Annotated in this window: 19 protein-coding genes; 9 read left to right on the top strand and 10 right to left on the bottom strand. The window is 69.0% G+C overall.

Annotation, left to right across the window (positions count from 1 at the left end; translation table 11 throughout):
- The first annotated feature begins 63 nt into the window (after positions 1 to 63).
- Both OG555_RS18505 and OG555_RS18500 read left to right on the top strand, forming a co-directional pair.
- Entirely contained in the window at positions 64 to 273 is a 210-nt protein-coding gene (locus OG555_RS18505; RefSeq protein WP_329484150.1) for a hypothetical protein, read from the top strand.
- Between the two features lie 73 nt (positions 274 to 346).
- Positions 347 to 616, top strand: coding sequence for a hypothetical protein (locus OG555_RS18500; RefSeq protein WP_328524082.1), 270 nt, complete (start codon positions 347 to 349; stop codon positions 614 to 616).
- Between the two features lie 27 nt (positions 617 to 643).
- Here OG555_RS18500 and OG555_RS18495 read toward each other — a convergent pair whose 3' ends face one another.
- From OG555_RS18495 to OG555_RS18480, 4 genes are all read right to left on the bottom strand, one after another.
- The gene (locus OG555_RS18495; RefSeq protein WP_329484149.1) at positions 644 to 1387 is read right to left on the bottom strand and encodes a DUF4389 domain-containing protein; all 744 of its coding nucleotides are present in this window, start codon (positions 1385 to 1387) and stop codon (positions 644 to 646) included.
- Between the two features lie 64 nt (positions 1388 to 1451).
- Entirely contained in the window at positions 1452 to 2165 is a 714-nt protein-coding gene (locus OG555_RS18490) for a DUF4386 domain-containing protein (RefSeq protein WP_329484148.1), read from the bottom strand.
- Between the two features lie 163 nt (positions 2166 to 2328).
- Entirely contained in the window at positions 2329 to 3252 is a 924-nt protein-coding gene (locus tag OG555_RS18485) for an RNA polymerase sigma-70 factor (RefSeq protein ID WP_329484147.1), read from the bottom strand.
- Positions 3249 to 4181, bottom strand: a complete 933-nt coding sequence (locus tag OG555_RS18480; protein WP_329484146.1) for an NAD-dependent epimerase/dehydratase family protein — start codon at positions 4179 to 4181, stop codon at positions 3249 to 3251. The genes OG555_RS18485 and OG555_RS18480 overlap by 4 nt, the downstream gene beginning before the upstream one ends.
- Before the next feature lie 149 nt (positions 4182 to 4330).
- On the opposite strand from OG555_RS18480, the gene OG555_RS18475 reads away from it, so the two are divergent.
- The gene (locus OG555_RS18475; protein ID WP_329484145.1) at positions 4331 to 5668 is read left to right on the top strand and encodes an FAD-binding oxidoreductase; all 1338 of its coding nucleotides are present in this window, start codon (positions 4331 to 4333) and stop codon (positions 5666 to 5668) included.
- A 13-nt stretch (positions 5669 to 5681) separates the two neighbouring features.
- Positions 5682 to 6491, top strand: a complete 810-nt coding sequence (locus OG555_RS18470) for an SDR family NAD(P)-dependent oxidoreductase (RefSeq protein WP_329484144.1) — start codon at positions 5682 to 5684, stop codon at positions 6489 to 6491.
- A 6-nt stretch (positions 6492 to 6497) separates the two neighbouring features.
- On the opposite strand, the gene OG555_RS18465 is transcribed toward OG555_RS18470, so the two are convergent.
- Complete coding sequence (locus tag OG555_RS18465) at positions 6498 to 7379, bottom strand: sigma-70 family RNA polymerase sigma factor (RefSeq protein ID WP_329484143.1); 882 nt, start codon at positions 7377 to 7379, stop codon at positions 6498 to 6500.
- An 81-nt stretch (positions 7380 to 7460) separates the two neighbouring features.
- On the opposite strand from OG555_RS18465, the gene OG555_RS18460 reads away from it, so the two are divergent.
- Complete coding sequence (locus tag OG555_RS18460) at positions 7461 to 7841, top strand: DoxX family protein (RefSeq protein WP_329484142.1); 381 nt, start codon at positions 7461 to 7463, stop codon at positions 7839 to 7841.
- Positions 7842 to 7844: 3 nt separating this feature from the next.
- Here the strand turns inward: OG555_RS18460 and OG555_RS18455 are convergent, their stop codons facing one another.
- A complete protein-coding gene (locus OG555_RS18455; RefSeq protein WP_329484141.1) occupies positions 7845 to 9224 on the bottom strand; it encodes an MFS transporter in 1380 nt (459 codons plus the stop codon).
- Between the two features lie 85 nt (positions 9225 to 9309).
- Between OG555_RS18455 and OG555_RS18450 the strand changes: the two genes are divergently transcribed.
- Positions 9310 to 9900: a TetR/AcrR family transcriptional regulator gene (locus OG555_RS18450; RefSeq protein WP_329484140.1), complete on the top strand. Its 591-nt coding sequence runs from the start codon at positions 9310 to 9312 to the stop codon at positions 9898 to 9900.
- A 7-nt stretch (positions 9901 to 9907) separates the two neighbouring features.
- On the opposite strand, the gene OG555_RS18445 is transcribed toward OG555_RS18450, so the two are convergent.
- The 4 genes from OG555_RS18445 to OG555_RS18430 all read right to left on the bottom strand — a co-directional run bounded on the left by OG555_RS18445 (position 9908) and on the right by OG555_RS18430 (position 13296).
- Positions 9908 to 10270 (bottom strand): cupin domain-containing protein, encoded by a 363-nt coding sequence (locus tag OG555_RS18445; protein ID WP_329484139.1) that lies wholly within the window; start codon positions 10268 to 10270, stop codon positions 9908 to 9910.
- A gap of 194 nt (positions 10271 to 10464) precedes the next feature.
- Positions 10465 to 10986: a gamma carbonic anhydrase family protein gene (locus tag OG555_RS18440; protein ID WP_329484138.1), complete on the bottom strand. Its 522-nt coding sequence runs from the start codon at positions 10984 to 10986 to the stop codon at positions 10465 to 10467.
- A 10-nt stretch (positions 10987 to 10996) separates the two neighbouring features.
- The gene (locus OG555_RS18435) at positions 10997 to 11662 is read right to left on the bottom strand and encodes a response regulator (protein ID WP_329484137.1); all 666 of its coding nucleotides are present in this window, start codon (positions 11660 to 11662) and stop codon (positions 10997 to 10999) included.
- Positions 11659 to 13296, bottom strand: coding sequence for a sensor histidine kinase (locus OG555_RS18430; protein ID WP_329484136.1), 1638 nt, complete (start codon positions 13294 to 13296; stop codon positions 11659 to 11661). The genes OG555_RS18435 and OG555_RS18430 overlap by 4 nt, the downstream gene beginning before the upstream one ends.
- 206 nt (positions 13297 to 13502) lie before the next feature.
- Between OG555_RS18430 and OG555_RS18425 the strand changes: the two genes are divergently transcribed.
- Genes OG555_RS18425 through OG555_RS18415 form a run of 3 tightly spaced genes read left to right on the top strand, consistent with a single transcriptional unit; the run spans position 13503 to position 16512 of the window.
- Positions 13503 to 14489, top strand: coding sequence for a Bug family tripartite tricarboxylate transporter substrate binding protein (locus OG555_RS18425; protein WP_329484135.1), 987 nt, complete (start codon positions 13503 to 13505; stop codon positions 14487 to 14489).
- Entirely contained in the window at positions 14486 to 14998 is a 513-nt protein-coding gene (locus tag OG555_RS18420; protein ID WP_329484134.1) for a tripartite tricarboxylate transporter TctB family protein, read from the top strand. The genes OG555_RS18425 and OG555_RS18420 overlap by 4 nt, the downstream gene beginning before the upstream one ends.
- Entirely contained in the window at positions 14998 to 16512 is a 1515-nt protein-coding gene (locus OG555_RS18415) for a tripartite tricarboxylate transporter permease (protein ID WP_329484133.1), read from the top strand. The genes OG555_RS18420 and OG555_RS18415 overlap by 1 nt, the downstream gene beginning before the upstream one ends.
- The last annotated feature ends 1 nt before the right edge of the window (position 16513 follow it).

Genomic DNA, 16513 nt, shown 5'->3' with positions numbered 1-16513 from the left:
TGCACCGGTGCTCGCTGCCAGCCTCCCGCCACGACCTCACGGTCACCTCACCTCAGCCGGGTGATGCCTGCTTGGGTCGGCTGGTTGGGTCTCCTCGCGACTGCGCTGTATCTGGTCAACCAGGGAGACATCCTCTCCACGGCGGTCTCCGGGTTCCCGGTTTGGGACCTGGGCGGTCTGCTCGGCAGCTATCTGTGGGCGATCTGGCTGCTCGTGCTCGGCGTACTCCTGCTGCTTCGGCGACCGGCGGTCGGGGTTGGCACGGAGAGGTAGACTTGGTTAATTCCGGAACGATGGCATTCCAGGCGGTCTGTCAGGAACCGGCAGGCCTGTGAGGCGATGCCTGATGTCCGTCCGACCACAAGCCGACCGGCCCGGGATCCAGTACCGCTCGGCAGCCGATCTCGACCTTGCACACCTGCTCGCCGAGGTCCGGTCCGCCCGCGCGGCCGATCGACTGGCCCGTAGCGCGGGACGCCGGGACGACACCTTCCGCAGCGACTCCGGCCGGCTCGCCGCGTCGCTCCTCGCCTACGCCAAAGCCCTGGAAGGCTACCGGCTCCCCGTCCCGCGGGCGATCCGCGACGAACTCCGCCTGCGTCGCAAGCTGTCGTAACGCTGGACCGCCCGCCGTGCGGCAGGGTTATCGAAGTACGTCTCCGGTATCCGTCGTACCGGCCGGCGTGGGTGCGTCGCCTGAGGCTGGTGGGACGACCAGCGTGGGGTCACTGCCGCCTTGGTCGAGGCGGAAGGGCGGATAGACGTCGGTCATCAGGGACACGTAGCCCGCGACCCGCAAGGCCCACCGGTTCATCCCGAGGATGAAGTCGTACAACGACCGTGGGTAGGCGCCCGTGAACGCGAGAATCACCGCGGAGATGGCCACCAGGACGCCGACCAGACCGCCGCCACCACTGACGGTCCACTGCCAGCTTTCGGTCCGGTTCACGGCCCATGCTCCACCGCCGAGGAAGATGCCGACGACGATGTAGTGCGGGATGGCCAGCAGCCACCACTTCACCAGGACCAGGCCGCGGGACAGGTGCGCCGGGTAGTCGACCGCCAGGTGCGCGGGATAGTCCTCGACCTCCTTCAGGGTGAACGGCGGATACCGGTCGGTTCCGAGCGCGCCGTAGGCGTAGTACGTCACTCGCCAGGACCACCGCATCACACCGACGTTGTAGTCGAAGATCGCGCGTGGATAGCGAGCGGTGAAGAGGATTGCGAAGAACGCGATGATCGACGCGATCAGGAAACCGAGCCACAAGAACGCCAGTACGACGTAGTGCGGGATCACCAGGATCCACTTGACCAGCCACAGCCACCTGGACAACTTCGGATCCAGCGTGGCGTTCACGTGCACGGGATACGTCACAGATGTTGCCACAAACAACCATCTCCCAGCGGACTTGCTCAAGGAGAGTGGGAATCCCACCCTCGATAGCTGCTGCTCAGCTGAGCGGCAGCGGTGTCTTTCCTTCGGCCTCGGGGGAGCTGATCGCGGCGATCGCCGACGGTTTGAAGCCCTTCGCGATCATCCAGATGGCCACGCTGACCTCCCACGCGAACACCGGGAGCGCCAGGACCGTGTGAGTGCCCTGCCCATATACCCCCAACAGCATCGCGGTTGCCGACGCACACACCAGCGCGCCTCCGACCATCCCCAGCACGGTGATGGCCCGCGGTACCAGGTCCATGCGATACATCAGATACGCCAGCAGGAAGCTGTTGATTCCCAGGATCCAGCTCGGCCCGATCAGGAAGGTCCAGTCGTGGATCGCCACCAGGGACTTCTCGACGGCGGCGACACCCGCGCCGGCGCTGTCCGCCGTACCCGCCAGGTCCTGCCTGAGCGTCACGACCGTGAGGACGCTGACCGCGCCGACGACGATGATCGCGGCCTCCAGCAGCCGACCGCACACGTAACCGAGCGCGATGCTGTGGTTCTGCCGCTTGACGACCGGATAGAGCGTCACCGCAGTGCCGATGACCGTGACGACCAGTAACAGCTCGAGGAGCCCGCCCAGCAACACGCGGTTGTCGGCATCGCCCCCGACAAGGTAATTGCCGTCACGCAGAACGGGCTGGTAGAGCAGCAACGCCGGGATCGACGTGACCTCGGTGCCCAGGAAGAACACGCCCGCGACCAACGCGGTACGTCTCATTGCACTCATGTTCGCCATGCGAGTAAGGCCCCCTGCAGCAGCCCCCGGGCCACTCATAGGTGTCTGCGACGAACAGGCTTGGGTCCACCACCCGCATACGCACTGTGCCGCTCACCATCCTCGCGTGACCACTCCTTGTCAACGCCTACCCTTCGTGGCCAGGTCAGGTGGTGCGGCGGCGCGAGTGGGTTGTCTCGCGGACTACTGACCAAGCGTCCGCGACCGGGCCCATGTGGGCCAGCTTGTCGGGGTTGAGGACGGTGCGGATCGTCTGGATCCGGCCGTCGAGGATGTCGAGGGTCCAGGTGTTGAGGACCTTGCCGTCGCGGTCGCGGAAGATGGCCCCGGGCTGGCCGTTCAGCCGGTGTGGCTCCACGACGCCGCCGATGGTCGCGAACGGCGCGATGAGGGCGGCGAGCATGCGGGACACGTTGGCGGCACCGGAGATGCCGGTACCCCAGTTCGGGGCCTTGCCGCCGCTGTCGCTGACCATCTGTACGTCGGCCGCGAGAAGCTCCCGCAGTCCGTCGACGTCCCCGTCGCGGACCGCGTCGAAGAACCGCTCGGCGAGTTCCTCGCGTTCGGCCTGGTCCGCCGCGAAGCGAGGCCGGCCCTCGTCCATGTGGCGCCGAGCCCGGACGGCGATCTGTCGGCAGGCAGCCTGGGACCGGTCCACGGCCGAAGCGATCTCGGGGTAGTCGAACCCGAACACCTCGCGCAACACGAACACCGCACGCTCGAGCGGGCTGAGTCGTTCGAGCAGGAGCAGGGCCGCCATCGACAGCGAGTCGGCCAGCTCCGCCGACCGCTCCGGATCCTGATAGGGATCGGTCAGCAGCGGCTCCGGGAACCACGGCCCGACGTACCGTTCCCGCCGTACGCGGGCCGAGCGGAGTACGTCGATCGAGATCCGGGTCACCACGGCCGCCAGGAACGCCTTCGCCGAGGCCGGTGGCGTCGGCGAGGCGTCCCAGCGCAGCCAGGTGTCCTGTACGGCGTCCTCGGCCTCACTCACGCTGCCCAGGATCCGGTACGCGATCGAGAACAGCAGTGGCCGCAACTGCTCGAACTCCTCGGCGCGAGTCATGCCAACTCGGCCTTGAAACCCTGCCGCCACGACGGGTAACGCAGCTCCCAGCCGAGCTCCCGCTTGGCCTTCACGTTGGAGAACGCGCGACCCTCGGTCATCATCATCACCGCGACCTCCCCGGCCAGCGGACGGGCCAGCCAGGCAGGGACTCGCATCGGGCGCTTGGCGCCCGCGGCCGATGCCAGGTAGGGCAGCCACTCGCTGGCCGGCGCCGGGTCGTCGTCGACGATGTTGAACACACCCTTGGCCCCTCGCTCCACAGCCAGCACAGTAGCGCTCGCAGCGTCGTCCAGATGCACCCACGAGCAGTACCCGGCGCCACTCCCGACCACCGGGAACTGGCGTTTGCGAACGGGCTCGACCAGATCGTCCATGGCACCCGGCCCGTAGAACCAGCCGTACCGCAGCACCGCGCCGCCGGCCTTGACGACCGCGTCCTCGACGTGGCCGATCGCCTTCATCCCGGGCTCCGCCGGCGTACCGGTCATCGGGTCCACCGGGTCCTGCTCCGTCTTCACCCAGCCGCCTTCGCGGCGGCCGTTCCAGGCACCGTAGCCCTGCGCAACGAAATGGGTCACGCCGGTCGCCTCCGCGGCGGCGAGCAGATGATCCGTCCCCTCGGTGCGCAGCCGGTTGGTGCCGGCGAACCACCGATCCATGTGTTTCATGTCGGGCTTGCCCGCGTGCGCCACCGAGATCGCGGTCATCTGGTGCACGATCACCTCCGGCTGCGCCTTGGCCACCGCCTCACCGACCGCGACCCCGTCCAGCCCGTCCATCACGACCGCCTCGGCGCCCAGCCGTTTCAGCACCTCCAGCTTGGCCGAACTCGTCGTCGTCGCCGTCACCTGGTGCCCCCCGGCCACCAACTGCGGTACCAGCCGCCGCCCGAGCACTCCGGTCCCGCCAGCCACGAACACCCGCATGACTCTCACCTTCCGTTCTCGCAAATGGGTCTCTCAGCCCGAGACGAGGCAGCCCCGCGGGCTGTGACGTGTCCTTCGTCACGTCACACCGACCGGGCCGGCGGCGTCTTGTGTTTGTTCGGTACGCCAGCAACAAGACGAGGACCATCATGAATTCAGCAGTGGAAACCCTGCGCCGTGAGTTCGGCGGCGACATCATCGAACCGGGTGACGCGGAGTACGCAGCAGCCAGTGGCTCGATCCTGGCCTCGGGCAGTCCGGCGTACGTCGTTCGGCCCGGAAGTATCGTGGACGTGCAAGCGGCCGTCCGATTCGCGGCCGACACCGGGCTCGAGCTGTCCGTGCGCGGCGGCGGCCACGCCTTCGCGGGCTTCGGTACGAACGACGACGGTGTCGTGATCGACCTCGGCAGACTCGCGACCGTCGAGGTCATCGACAAGGACCGTCACCTCGTCCGGATCGGCGGCGGCGCCACCTGGGGACAGGTCACGGCGGCCCTCGCCCCGCATTCCCTCGCGATCTCCTCCGGCGACACCAGGAGCGTCGGCGTCGGTGGACTGACGCTGAGCGGCGGCCTCGGGTGGAAGGTCCGCAAGTACGGCCTGGCGTTGGACAGCGTGGTCGCCGCCGAGGTGGTCACCGCCGACGGAGACGTCGTCCGCACGGACGCGGAAGAGAACCCGGAGTTGTTCTGGGCGATCCGCGGTGGCGGCGGCAACTTCGGCATCGTGACCGCGTTCGAATTCGCGGCACACCTGACCACCGACGTCTTCCACGGCAAGATCGCGTTCCCGGCGGCGGAGGCGGCCGACGTGCTCCAGGGCTGGGCGGACTACCTCCGTACCGCACCCGAAGAGCTCACGTCGATCGTGAACTTCGCCAACCCGTTCCTCGGCGGGCCTAACGCGCCGGTCGAGGTCGTCGTCGCCTTCGACAGCGACGACGCGGATCGTGCCGCCGAGGCCCTCGACCCGATCCGCCGGCTCGGCACCGTGATCGCCGACGACGTCGCACTGAAGCCGTACGCCGACGTGCTCGAGGACGGCGCGGTCCCGCCGCCCGGCATCCAGCTGGTCACCCGAAGTGCCTTCGCCGACAAGGAATCCGTCCCCGACGTCCTGCGGATCCTGGCCGAGGTCGGGGCGTCGGAGCACCCGCCGGTCATCTCCGTCCGCAGCGTCGGTGGTGCGGTGTCCCGGGTCCCTGACGACGCCACGGCGTACGCACATCGCCAGGCGGAGTTGATGTTCGCGACCACCACGATCGGTCCGGCGCCGGTCATCGAGGCCGGCCGGCCTGCCCTGGAAGCGATCTGGGCGCGACTCGCCCCGCACGCCAACGGCGCGTACGCGAACTTCCTCGCGTCCGCCACCGAGGACGACGTCGCCGCGGTCTACCCGGCGGAGACCTATCAGCGGCTGGCGGCGGTCAAGCGCGAGTACGACCCCGGCAACCTGTTCGCCCGCAACCACAACGTCCGGCCGTGAGAGAAGGAGCGTCATGAGCAAGGTCTGGTTCGTCACCGGTTCGTCGCGCGGCCTGGGCCGCGCCTTCGTCGAGGCCGCCCTGTCCCGTGGTGACAGGGTGGCCGCCACCTCGCGGAAACCCCCCGAGGATCTGGTCACCGCGTACGGCGACGCCGTACTCCCGCTCGCGGTGGACGTGACCGACAAGGCCGCCGTCTTCGAGAGCGTGGAGCAGGCCAAGGAACACTTCGGCCGTCTCGACGTCATCGTGAACAACGCGGGCTACGGCGTGCTCAGTGCGGTCGAGGAGCTCACCGAACAGCAACTGCGCGACGTGCTGGAGACCAACCTGTTCGGCCCGTTGTGGGTCACCCAGGCCGCGCTGCCCACCCTCCGCGCGCAAGGCGGTGGGCACATCATCCAGATCTCGTCCGTCGGCGGACTCACCGCGATGGCGCTCGGCGGCGGGTACCACGCGTCCAAGTGGGCCCTGGAGGGCCTGAGTGAGTCCCTCCAGCAGGAGGTCGCCGCCTTCGGCGTCAAGGTGACCATCGTCGAGCCCGGCTTCTACGCCACCGAAGGCAGTGCCGGCGCCGTTCACGCCGAGGTCAATCCGCTGTACGCCGATCTCCGCGAGAGCTTCGCTTCACTCACGAAGACGCTCGAGGCCGCCGACCCGGCCGCCGCGGGCCGCGCGATCCTCACGCTCGCGGATGCCGCCAACCCGCCGCTGCGCGTGTTCTTCGGCACCCAGGGCTACCCGATGCTCCAGCAGACGTACGCCGACCGCCTCGAGCTGTGGTCCGACTGGCAGGACCTCGCGGCGGAGGGGCAGGGAGCCTGAAGCAGCTCAGTCGGGGCGGCCCGGGAGGTCCATGGACGCGAGGCGTTCCGGGTCGCGGATCGACAGGAGGTCGACGATCCGGCCGTCGACCACGGTGCACGCCATCACGCCCACCGGTCGGCCGGTCGGATCCCACGCCACCACCCCGGGGTCGCCGTTGACGAGAACCGGCGTGGCGGTCACCGTGGCCCGGCCGCCGCGCTGGGCCATGGCGGCCACCTCGGTCGCTCCCAGCCGGACGGTCACGCCCCGCGAGCTGTAGGTCCGCCACGTCACGTCCGGGTCGAGCACCCGCAGCAGGCCGTCGAAGTCGCCGTCCCGCGCTGCCGCGAGGAACGCATCGACGACCGCGCGCTGCTGCTGCGGTTCGTCGGTCGGACGGGGCGTCCCCTGGACCTTTCGGCGGGCCCGGCTGGCGAGCATCTTGGACGCGTTCGCGGACTTGCCGAGGATCTGACCGATCTCCTCGAACGGCACCGCGAACATGTCGTGCAGCACGAACGCGAGCCGCTCGGCGGGACCGAGGGAGTCGAGCACCATCAGCAGTGCGAGCCCGACCGACTCGGCGAGCAGCGCGCCCTCCTCGGGCGCACCGCCGTCGTGCTCGGTCACGACGAGTTCAGGCAGCTGGTCGTCGTACGACGCCTCGGGCCGGGCCTTGCGCGAGCGCAGCATGTCGATGCAGACCCGGCCCACCACAGTGGTCAGCCAACCGCCGAGGTTGTCGATCGCGGCCGGGTCCTGGCGGGCGAGCCGTAGCCAGGCCTCCTGCACCGCGTCCTCGGCGTCCGCCCGCGACCCGAGCATCCGGTAGGCGACCGCCACCAGGCGCCCACGCTGCTCCTCGAAGGCTCCCGCCACCGCGTCGTCCGGGCCGGCTCCCGTCATGTCGTTACCTTCCTCCAGCATGGTCCGTCATGAGAGTGACGAGCCCGGAAGGGCCGAGGTAACCGATCGAGGAGCACTCTCATGAACATCGCCCTGTGGATCATTGCTTGTCTCCTGGCCGCAGTCTTCCTGATCGCCGGCGCGAACAAGCTGTTCATCCCGCAGCAGAAGCTGGCCAGGGCGCCTGGCGGCGGATGGGTCCTGGACTTCAGCGGCAGCTTCGTCAAGACCCTCGGAGCGGTCGAGATCGTCGGCGCCGCCGGCCTGATCCTGCCAGCGGCGCTCGACATCGGACCGATCCTGGTCCCGCTGGCGGCCCTCGGCCTGGCCGTGATCATGACCGGCGCGGCCACCGTGGAGTTCCGCCGTCAGGAGTTCAAGCACATGGTCCTGAACCTGACCTACCTGGCCCTGATCATCTTCGTAGCCTGGGGCCGCTTCGGCTTCGCCTCCTTCAGCTGAATCTCAGTGGGCATGGACCGCTCGTGTCGCGGGCTTGAAGGCGGGTACGACGACCAGCGCTAGGACGCCCGCAACCGCGGCAGTGATCGCGGCGAACGTGAACCCACGGGTGAACCCGGTGCTGACCGTCCCGGCCAGACTGGCGGCCGCGACACTCGACACCACCGCCACCCCGACCGACGCGCCGAACTCGTGGAAGGTGCTGAGCAGCCCGGACGCGAGCCCGGCCTCGCGGTGGTCGATCTGCGCGAACGTCGTCGTCGAGGCCGCGACGAACGCCGCACCGAGCCCGATGGTGCTGACGGTCATCCCAGTCACGATCACGGCAGCACCCTCCCAGATGGCGGGAACGGCCATCCCCAGCGCCGAGATCGCGAACCCGGCCAACGCGACCATGCGGGCGCCGACGTGCCCCACGAGCGTGCCGGCTACCTGCGCCCCGAGGATCGCGGCGAGCGCGACCGGCAGGAACAACAGTCCGGTGCGGAGTGCGCCGTACTGCTGGAAGTGCTGCAGGTAGAAGGAGCCGAGGAAGAAGGTCGCGATCATCAGGGCGGTCGCGACCAGAATCATGAAGATGCCCGCGACAACCGGTCGGCGGGTGAAGATGCGCAGGTCCATCAGCGGCGACCGGACCGACCGCTGCACCCAGGCGAAGACGCCGTACAGAACGATCGCGCCGGCCAGTGTGCCCAGCGTCGCGGCCGAGAACCAGCCGCGGTCGCCGGCGTTGATCAGCGCGTAGATCGCCGTACCGGTGCCGGCCGTGACCAGCAGAGCGCCTGGTACGTCGAGCCGGCCGGTACCCGCGGCGGGACGGTCGGCCGGCAGCATCCGGAGCAGGACGGCGAAGACGATCACGCCGATCGGCACGTTCAGGTAGAACACCCACTGCCAGCCCGGGCCGGCGGTCAGCAGACCACCGAGCAGTACGCCGATCGCCGAGCCGCCACCGCCCATCGCGGACCAGATGCCGAGCGCCTTGTTCCGCTCCTCGCCGTCGAAGGTCTTGGTCACCACCGACAGCGCGGCCGGGGACAGCATCGCGGCGCCGATGCCCTGGGCGACGCGGCCGGCGAGCAGGAGCTCGGGACCGTTCGCGAGACCGGTCGCCAGCGAGGCGAGGGTGAAGACGAACAGGCCGGTCAGTACGACGCGGCGGGAGCCGAACAGGTCGGCCGCGCGACCGCCGAGCAGCATCAGGCCGCCGAACATCAGCGTGTAAGCACTGACCACCCAAGTCAGCGTCTCGCGCTGCAGCCCGAGGTCGGTCTGGATGTTCGGCAGCGCGATCGCCACCACGGTCACATCCAGGATCAGCATGAACTGCGCGACGGCGAGCAGCCCCAGCAGCCGCCACCGCCGGGGGTCAGGTTCTTCCATGATCCGGTCCTTAAGTCGAACAGTACTGTTCAGGTTAATTCCAGTACAGTAACTCGTACAGCGGTGTTCGACAAGAGGAGTGTGGATGGCGCAGACCACCGGCAAGCGGGCGGACGCGCAGCGGAACATCGCCGCGATCGTGGCCGCGGCGACGGACTGCCTGAGCCGCGATCCGGCCGCGAGTACGAGCGAGATCGCGAAGGCGGCCGGCGTCGGGCGGGTCACGCTCTACGGTCATTTCCCGGCCCGGAGCGACCTGGTCGACGCGGTGTTCGTGCATGCGATCGAGAGCGGCGAGGAGTCGCTCGGGCAGGTCGACCTGAGCGGCGATCCACGCGCGGCGCTGGCCCGGCTGACCGAGTCCAGCTGGCATCTGGTCGACCGCTACCGCTCACTCCTGATCGCGGCGCAGGACACGCTCCCGCCCGGCCGGGTGCGGGAGTTGCACGCGGACCCGATGGCGCGCGTGGAGCGACTGATCGAGCGCGGCCGCACAGAAGGTGTGTTCCGGACCGACCTGCCCACGTCGTGGCTGGTCAGCGTGATGCACAACGTGATGCACGGCGCCGCCGACGACATCCACGCCGCCCGCATCACCCCCGACCAGGCCGCCCCCTACATCACCGCGACCCTCCTGGCGGCCTTCACCCCACCCGGGGAACGCGTGCCCGGGTGACGAACCACTACTCCAGCCAGATGGTTTCGAAGGTGGGGTTGGCGTGGATGTGGACGGCTTCGTAGCCGCCGGGGCCGGTGCGGAACTTGTGCGGGGTGTCGGCGGCGACGACAAGGATCTGGCCGGCCTTGCCGACGATCTCCTCGGTGTCGACGGTGAACGTCGCCGTACCACGCCGGATGATGAAGGTCTCGGCGTAGGGATGCTTGTGCAGCCGGGGGCCGACGCCTTCCTGGGTGGTGGACTCGAGGATCAGCGAGACGTTCGCACCGCCCGGGAGCTCGGTATAGTTCTCGGTCCAGTCCTCGCCGTCGTCCCGCCCGTCCGCGCGGCTGATCACCGCGGCGCCGGAGTTCGCGATCTCGGTCATGAGTACCCTCCCTCGGTCAGGCTGCCACCGTAACCTCACACCGGGTCCTTTCCCACCGCCTTCTCCCGCTCCCCGATCCGCCCCCGCGGCCTAGGAGTCCTTGCGGTCCAGGGGGTTGTGGTTCAGGGCAGGCGCATCCCCAGGCGCCTCGCGGGCGAAGTGCAGTTTGGCCCGCCGGTCGAGCTCACCGGGTTTCATCCGACTTCTTCGACCGTGGCGGCGTGACGTTGGGCGAGGTTGTGGTACACGGCGGCGTTGTGGTCGACGAAGAGCTTGGCGGTGCCTTCGAGCGGGACGATCTTCTTGGCGGGGCTGCCGAGGGCAACGGATTCGGGTGGGATCACCGCGCCGGGCGTCACGGTCGAGCCGGCCGCGATCAGGGATCGTGCGCCGACGACCGCGCCGTCCAGGACGATCGCGCCGTTGCCGACCAGGGCCTGTTCACCGATCGTGCAGTCGTGCACCAGGCACTGGTGGCCGACGGTCACGTTCGGGCCGATCTCACAACCGTTGCTGCCGACATGGATCACGGTGTTGTCCTGGATGTTCGCCCCGGCCCGGATCGTGATCGTGCCCAGGTCGGCCCGGATCACCGCGCCGTACCAGATCGAGACGCCCGCCTCGACGACGACGTCGCCGACCAGCGTCGCGGTCGGCGCGATCCAGGCATCCGGGTGAATGCTCGGGCTCTTTCCCTCAAACGAATACAGCGGCATAGGCCGCACCCTACGCGCGCCAGCGGTACCGGCGTTCGGGCCGCCCGGTGGTGCCGTAGCGCAGGGCCACGTCGGCCTGGCCGCGTGTACAGAAGAACTCGAGATAGCGGCGCGCGCTGACCCGGGAGATGCCGACCTTCTCGGCGCACTCGGCGGCGGACAGGTTGCGCTCGGCGGTCCGGAGCGCCGCGGCCACCAGGTCCGCGGTCTCCTGACTCAAGCCCTTCGGCAGCCGGCTCACGGTGGACCGGGCCGGCGCGAGCACGCGATCGACATCGGCCTGGCTGGTGACCCGATCCGGCACGCTCGCCCGCCGCCGCGCGTACTCCTCCAGCCGCGACCGCAGATCCTCGAAACCGAAGGGTTTCAGCAGATAGTTGACGACACCCTGCCGCACAGCTCCTCGGACGGCGTCGGCCTCACGCGCCGCCGTGATCACCAGGATGTCGCAATCCGGCTGCGCGGCCCGCATCCGGCCGATCAGGTCAAGCCCGAACACGTCGGGCAGGTAGAGATCCAGCAGCACCAGGTCGGGTCGCAGTTCGCGCAGCGCGTCCAGGGCCTGCTCACCGGAGTTCGCCGTACCGACGACCTCGAAGCCGTCCACCCGGTCCACGAAACCGCGGTGGATCCGGGCGACCATGAAGTCGTCGTCGACGACCAGGACCTTGATCATCGGGCTCCCTCGGGCAGGCGCTGGACGGACATCCGGGCTATGAACGCGGCGCCGCCGTCCTCGGTGTTGGTAACCGCGACCTCGCCGCCGCGCCGGCGGCAGACCAGGCGGGTCATCGCCAGCCCGATCCCGCGTTCGCCCTCGGCCGCGGCCTTGGTGGTGAACCCGTGTGCGAACACCTCCTGCACCAGCTCCGGCGCGATGCCCGGACCGGAGTCGCGGACCACGATCTCGACGCTGCTGGCGTCCTGCCGCAGTTCGACCTCGACCCACGCGGGCGACAGCGGCGTACCCGAGTGGGCGGCGGCGTCGATCGCGTTGTCGACCAGGTTGCCGATCACGGTGGCGACGTCGGCGGACAGCTCCGGATCGAGCCGGAGCAGCGTGGTGCGTTCGGACACCCGGAGCTCGACGCGGCGTTCGGCCGCGACGGAGGACTTCGCCATCAGCAGGGCGGCGACCGCGGTGTCGTGGACCCGCCGGGTCACGGTCAGGTCGAGCGACTCACGATAGCGGTTGAGCGCACCGACGTACGTGACGACCTCGTCGTACTCCCCGATCTGGATCAGCCCGGAGATCGTGTGCAACTGGTTCGCGAACTCGTGCGTCTGGGCCCGCAGCAACTCGGCCGAACTCCGGAACGACCCCAGCTCCCGCTCCAGCTGAGCCAGCTCGGTCCGGTCCCGCAACGTCGTCACCGATCCGAGCGACCGCCCGTCCTTCAGCACGTCCATCCGGTTCATCACCAGCACGCGACCCCGCCGTACGACGACCGCGTCGCGGGCCTCGTCACCGTTGTGCTCCCCCGCCAGCACCTCCCGCAGCCGGCCCTCGATCCCCAGCTCCCGCAGGCTCCTGCCGACCGCCTTCTCCGGCAGGTCGAGCAGTCGCCGGCCGACGTCGTTCACCAGAGTGACTCGCAGCTGCGGATCCAGCGCCACGACCCCCTCGGCCAGCCCGTAGAGCATGGCCTCGCGGTGCTCGGCCAGCCCGGCAATCTCCCGCGGCTCGAGTCCGAGCGTCTGCCGCTTGATCCGGCGCGCGAGCAACCACGACCCGAGCAGCCCGAGCAGGCACGCGATCCCGAGATAGATCGCCAGGTACGACGATGCGCCGCGGAGCCGCTGCCAGATCGACGGCGCCCGCTCACCGACCATCACAGTCCCGATGTGATCGCCGAGCGTCCCGTCGTCGACACCATCGCTGAGCACCGGAACCTGGGAGACCAGCTCCTTCCCGTCGTCGACGCGCAGCTCTCCCGACCATCCGCGGCCTTTCGCGACGGTCGCGTCACCCAGCGTCAGCGCGGTGCCGATCGACGTCGGGTTGGTCGCCGCGATCACGCGGCCCTGGGCGTCGGCGACCGTGATCGATGTGACGCCGGACTGGGTCAGCGTGGTCTGGAGCAGCGGCGCGAGAACCTCGGCCGGCGCCGGGTGCCGGATGCCGAACCGCAGGGTCTGGTTGCCGGACAGCTGCTCGGCCAGCGCGGTCACCCGGCGGCCCTCGACCCGGTTGAAGGTGGCGGCGGACTGGGCGAGCGAGACCGCGGCGACGGCGACCAGCACCACCACCACGATCGCCAGCTGCAGCACCAGCAGCTGGCCGGCCAGGGTCGGCTTCCCTAATCTCACAAGCACAGCCTCAGTTTCAACGCCATGCCGCATGATCACCGGGTTGTGCGCCCGAGGGCCACCCTTCAGCGGGATTCCCGTCGTGACCACAATGAACTCAACCTCCGCTGCTGACAGAAGGCAGACGGCCTGCCCACCAGGAGACCACGATCGTCGCCACCTGAACCACTGCCTGTGAAAGGACACCGCCGATGAGGTCTAGGCCGATGCTCTTGGCATCCACCGCGCTGCTCGCGCTGCTCAGTATGACTGCTTGCGGCGCGACCGCGGACCAGAATGATCAGCCCGATGCCGGCAAGCCGGCCACGGGCCTTCGGCTGATGGTGCCGAACGCGGCCGGCGGCGGGTACGACACCACCGCCCGGGTCGCCGCGAAGGTGCTGGAGGACGCGAAGATCGCGACCGGCGTGCAGGTCTTCAACCTGCCAGGCGCCGGCGGCACGGTCGGCCTGCAGCGGACCGTGAACGAGAAGGGCAACGGCAAGCTCGCCATGCAGATGGGGCTCGGTGTGGTCGGTGCGACGTACACGTCGAAGTCGAAGGCGACGCTGACCCAGACCACCCCGCTGGCCAAGCTGATCGAGGAGGCTGGGGCGATCGTCGTACCGAAGGACTCGCCGTACAAGACGATCGGCGACCTGGTCACCGCCTGGAAGGCGAACCCGAAGGGGCTCGCGGTCGGCGGCGGCTCGTCGCCCGGCGGGCCAGACCACCTGTTGCCGATGCAGCTCGCGCAGGCCGTCGGCATCAACCCGAAGGACGTCAACTTCGTCTCCTACGACGGCGGCGGTGAGCTCCTCCCCGCCTTGCTCGGAAGCAAGATCGCCTTCGGGGCCAGCGGATTCGGCGAGTTCCTGGACCAGGTGCAGAGTGGTCAGGTGCGGGTTCTCGCGGTGACGAGTGAGCAGCCGGTCGAGGCGCTGAAGGACGTGCCGACGCTGAAGTCGTCCGGGATCGACCTGGTGTTCACCAACTGGCGTGGCATCGTCGCGCCGCCGGAGATCAGCGCCGAGGACAAGGCGGTCTGGATCGACGCGCTGACGAAGATGCACGACTCGGCGGAGTGGAAGGCCGAGCTGACCAAGCACGGCTGGACCGACGCGTTCGTCACCGGTGACGAGTTCGGGAAGTTCCTCACCGACCAGGACAAGGCGGTCGCGGACATCCTGACCAAGCTGGGCCTCGCGGCATGACCACGGCCGAGCCTCACATTGAGACTCGGCGGGATCGGGCGCAGTACGGCGTGTGTGGGTTCCTGGCGGTGGTCGGTGTCCTGGTGATCACCGACGCCGCCCGGATCCGGCACATTGCCAACAGCAACGACCCGATCGGGCCGAAGCCGGTCCCGATCGTGCTCGGCGCGCTCCTGCTGCTGATCGCGATCCTGTACGCCGTCGACGTCGCCCGCGGTGGAACCGGGGAGGCCGAAGGCGGCGAGGACATCGACGTGACCTCACCGGTGGACTGGCGGACGGTGCTGCTCCTGGTCGGCGCGTTCGTGGTCAACCTGGCGCTGATCGAGCCGCTGGGCTGGGTGATCAGCGGTGGCCTGCTGTTCTGGGGCTCGGCGTTCGCACTCGGCAGCCGGCATCACATCCGCAATCTGTTCATCGCGGCGGCGTTGTCGCTGACCACGTTCTACGCCTTCGCGATCGGCCTCGGCGTCAACCTCCCGGCCGGCGTACTGCAAGGGATCCTCTGATGGACAACCTGGTGAACCTGTTCAACGGGTTCGGCGACGTGCTGACGCCGCTCAACCTCCTGCTCGCACTGCTCGGGGTGACGGTCGGTACGGCGGTCGGTGTACTGCCGGGGATCGGGCCGGCAATGACCGTCGCGCTGCTGCTGCCGATCACGTACGGGCTGGAGCCGGTGCAGGCGTTCATCATGTTCGCCGGCATCTTCTACGGCGGCATGTACGGCGGCTCGACAACGTCGATCCTGCTCAACACACCGGGCGAGTCGTCGTCGGTCGTGACGGCGATCGAGGGCAACAAGATGGCCCGGGCCGGCCGGGCCGCGCAGGCGCTGGCGACGGCAGCGATCGGATCCTTCGTGGCCGGCACGATCGGGACCGTCCTGCTCGTCCTGGTGGCGCCGCAGGTGGTGAAGTTCGCGATCAGCTTGGGCGCGCCGGACTACCTGGCGATCATGCTGCTCGCGTTCGCCGGCGCGACGTCGGTGCTCGGCTCGTCGCGGATCCGCGGTTTCGCCGCACTGCTGCTCGGACTGGTGATCGGCCTGGTCGGGATCGACAAGGTGACGGGCCAGGAGCGGCTCACCTTCGGCATCCCACAGCTTGCCGACGGCATCGATGTCGTGGTGGTTGCCGTCGGCATCTTCGCGGTCGGCGAGGCGCTCTGGGTGGCCGCGCACCTGCGCCGCAACCCGGGCACCGTGATCCCGGTCGGCCGGCCGTGGATGGGTCGCTCGGACTGGCGTCGTTCGTGGAGGCCGTGGCTGCGCGGAACGGCGTACGGGTTCCCGATCGGGGCGCTCCCGGCCGGTGGTGCGGAGATCCCGACGTTCCTCTCGTACGCGACGGAGAAGAAGCTCTCCAAGCATCCGGAGGAGTTCGGCCACGGCGCGATCGAGGGCGTGGCCGGACCGGAGGCAGCCAACAACGCCTCGGCCGCTGGGACCCTGGTGCCGATGCTGGCCCTCGGGTTGCCGACGAACGCGACTGCCGCGGTGATGCTGGCGGCGTTCACGTCGTACGGGATCCAGCCGGGTCCGCTGCTCTTCCAGCGCGAGCCGAAGCTGGTCTGGGCGCTGATCGCCAGTCTGTTCATCGGCAACCTGATGCTGCTCCTGCTCAACCTGCCGCTGGCACCGGCCTGGGCGAAGCTCCTGCAGATCCCCCGTCCGTACCTGTACGCCGGGATCATCTTCTTCGCCTCGATGGGTGCGTACGCCGTGAACGCACAACCGCTCGACCTACTCCTGCTCCTGATGCTGGGCCTGCTCGGTTTCGCGATGCGCCGCTTCGGTCTGCCGGTGCTGCCGCTGATCATCGGCGTCATCCTCGGCCCGATCGCCGAACGCCAGGCGCGGATGTCCCTGCAGCTGTCCAACGGCGATCCGTCCGGCCTGATCGGCGGGCCGGTCGCCTACCTCATCTACGCCGTCATCCTGGCCATGCTGGCGTGGCCGCTGATCGCCGGAATCCGCCGGAAAATCATGACGAAAGATGTCGTATATACGGCCGGACAGTAGG

The sequence above is a fragment of the Kribbella sp. NBC_01484 genome (assembly GCF_036227145.1).
Classification (GTDB): Bacteria; Actinomycetota; Actinomycetes; order Propionibacteriales; family Kribbellaceae; genus Kribbella.
Note: the sequence above shows the minus strand (reverse complement) of the source record. Positions and strands in the feature narration are given on the sequence as shown.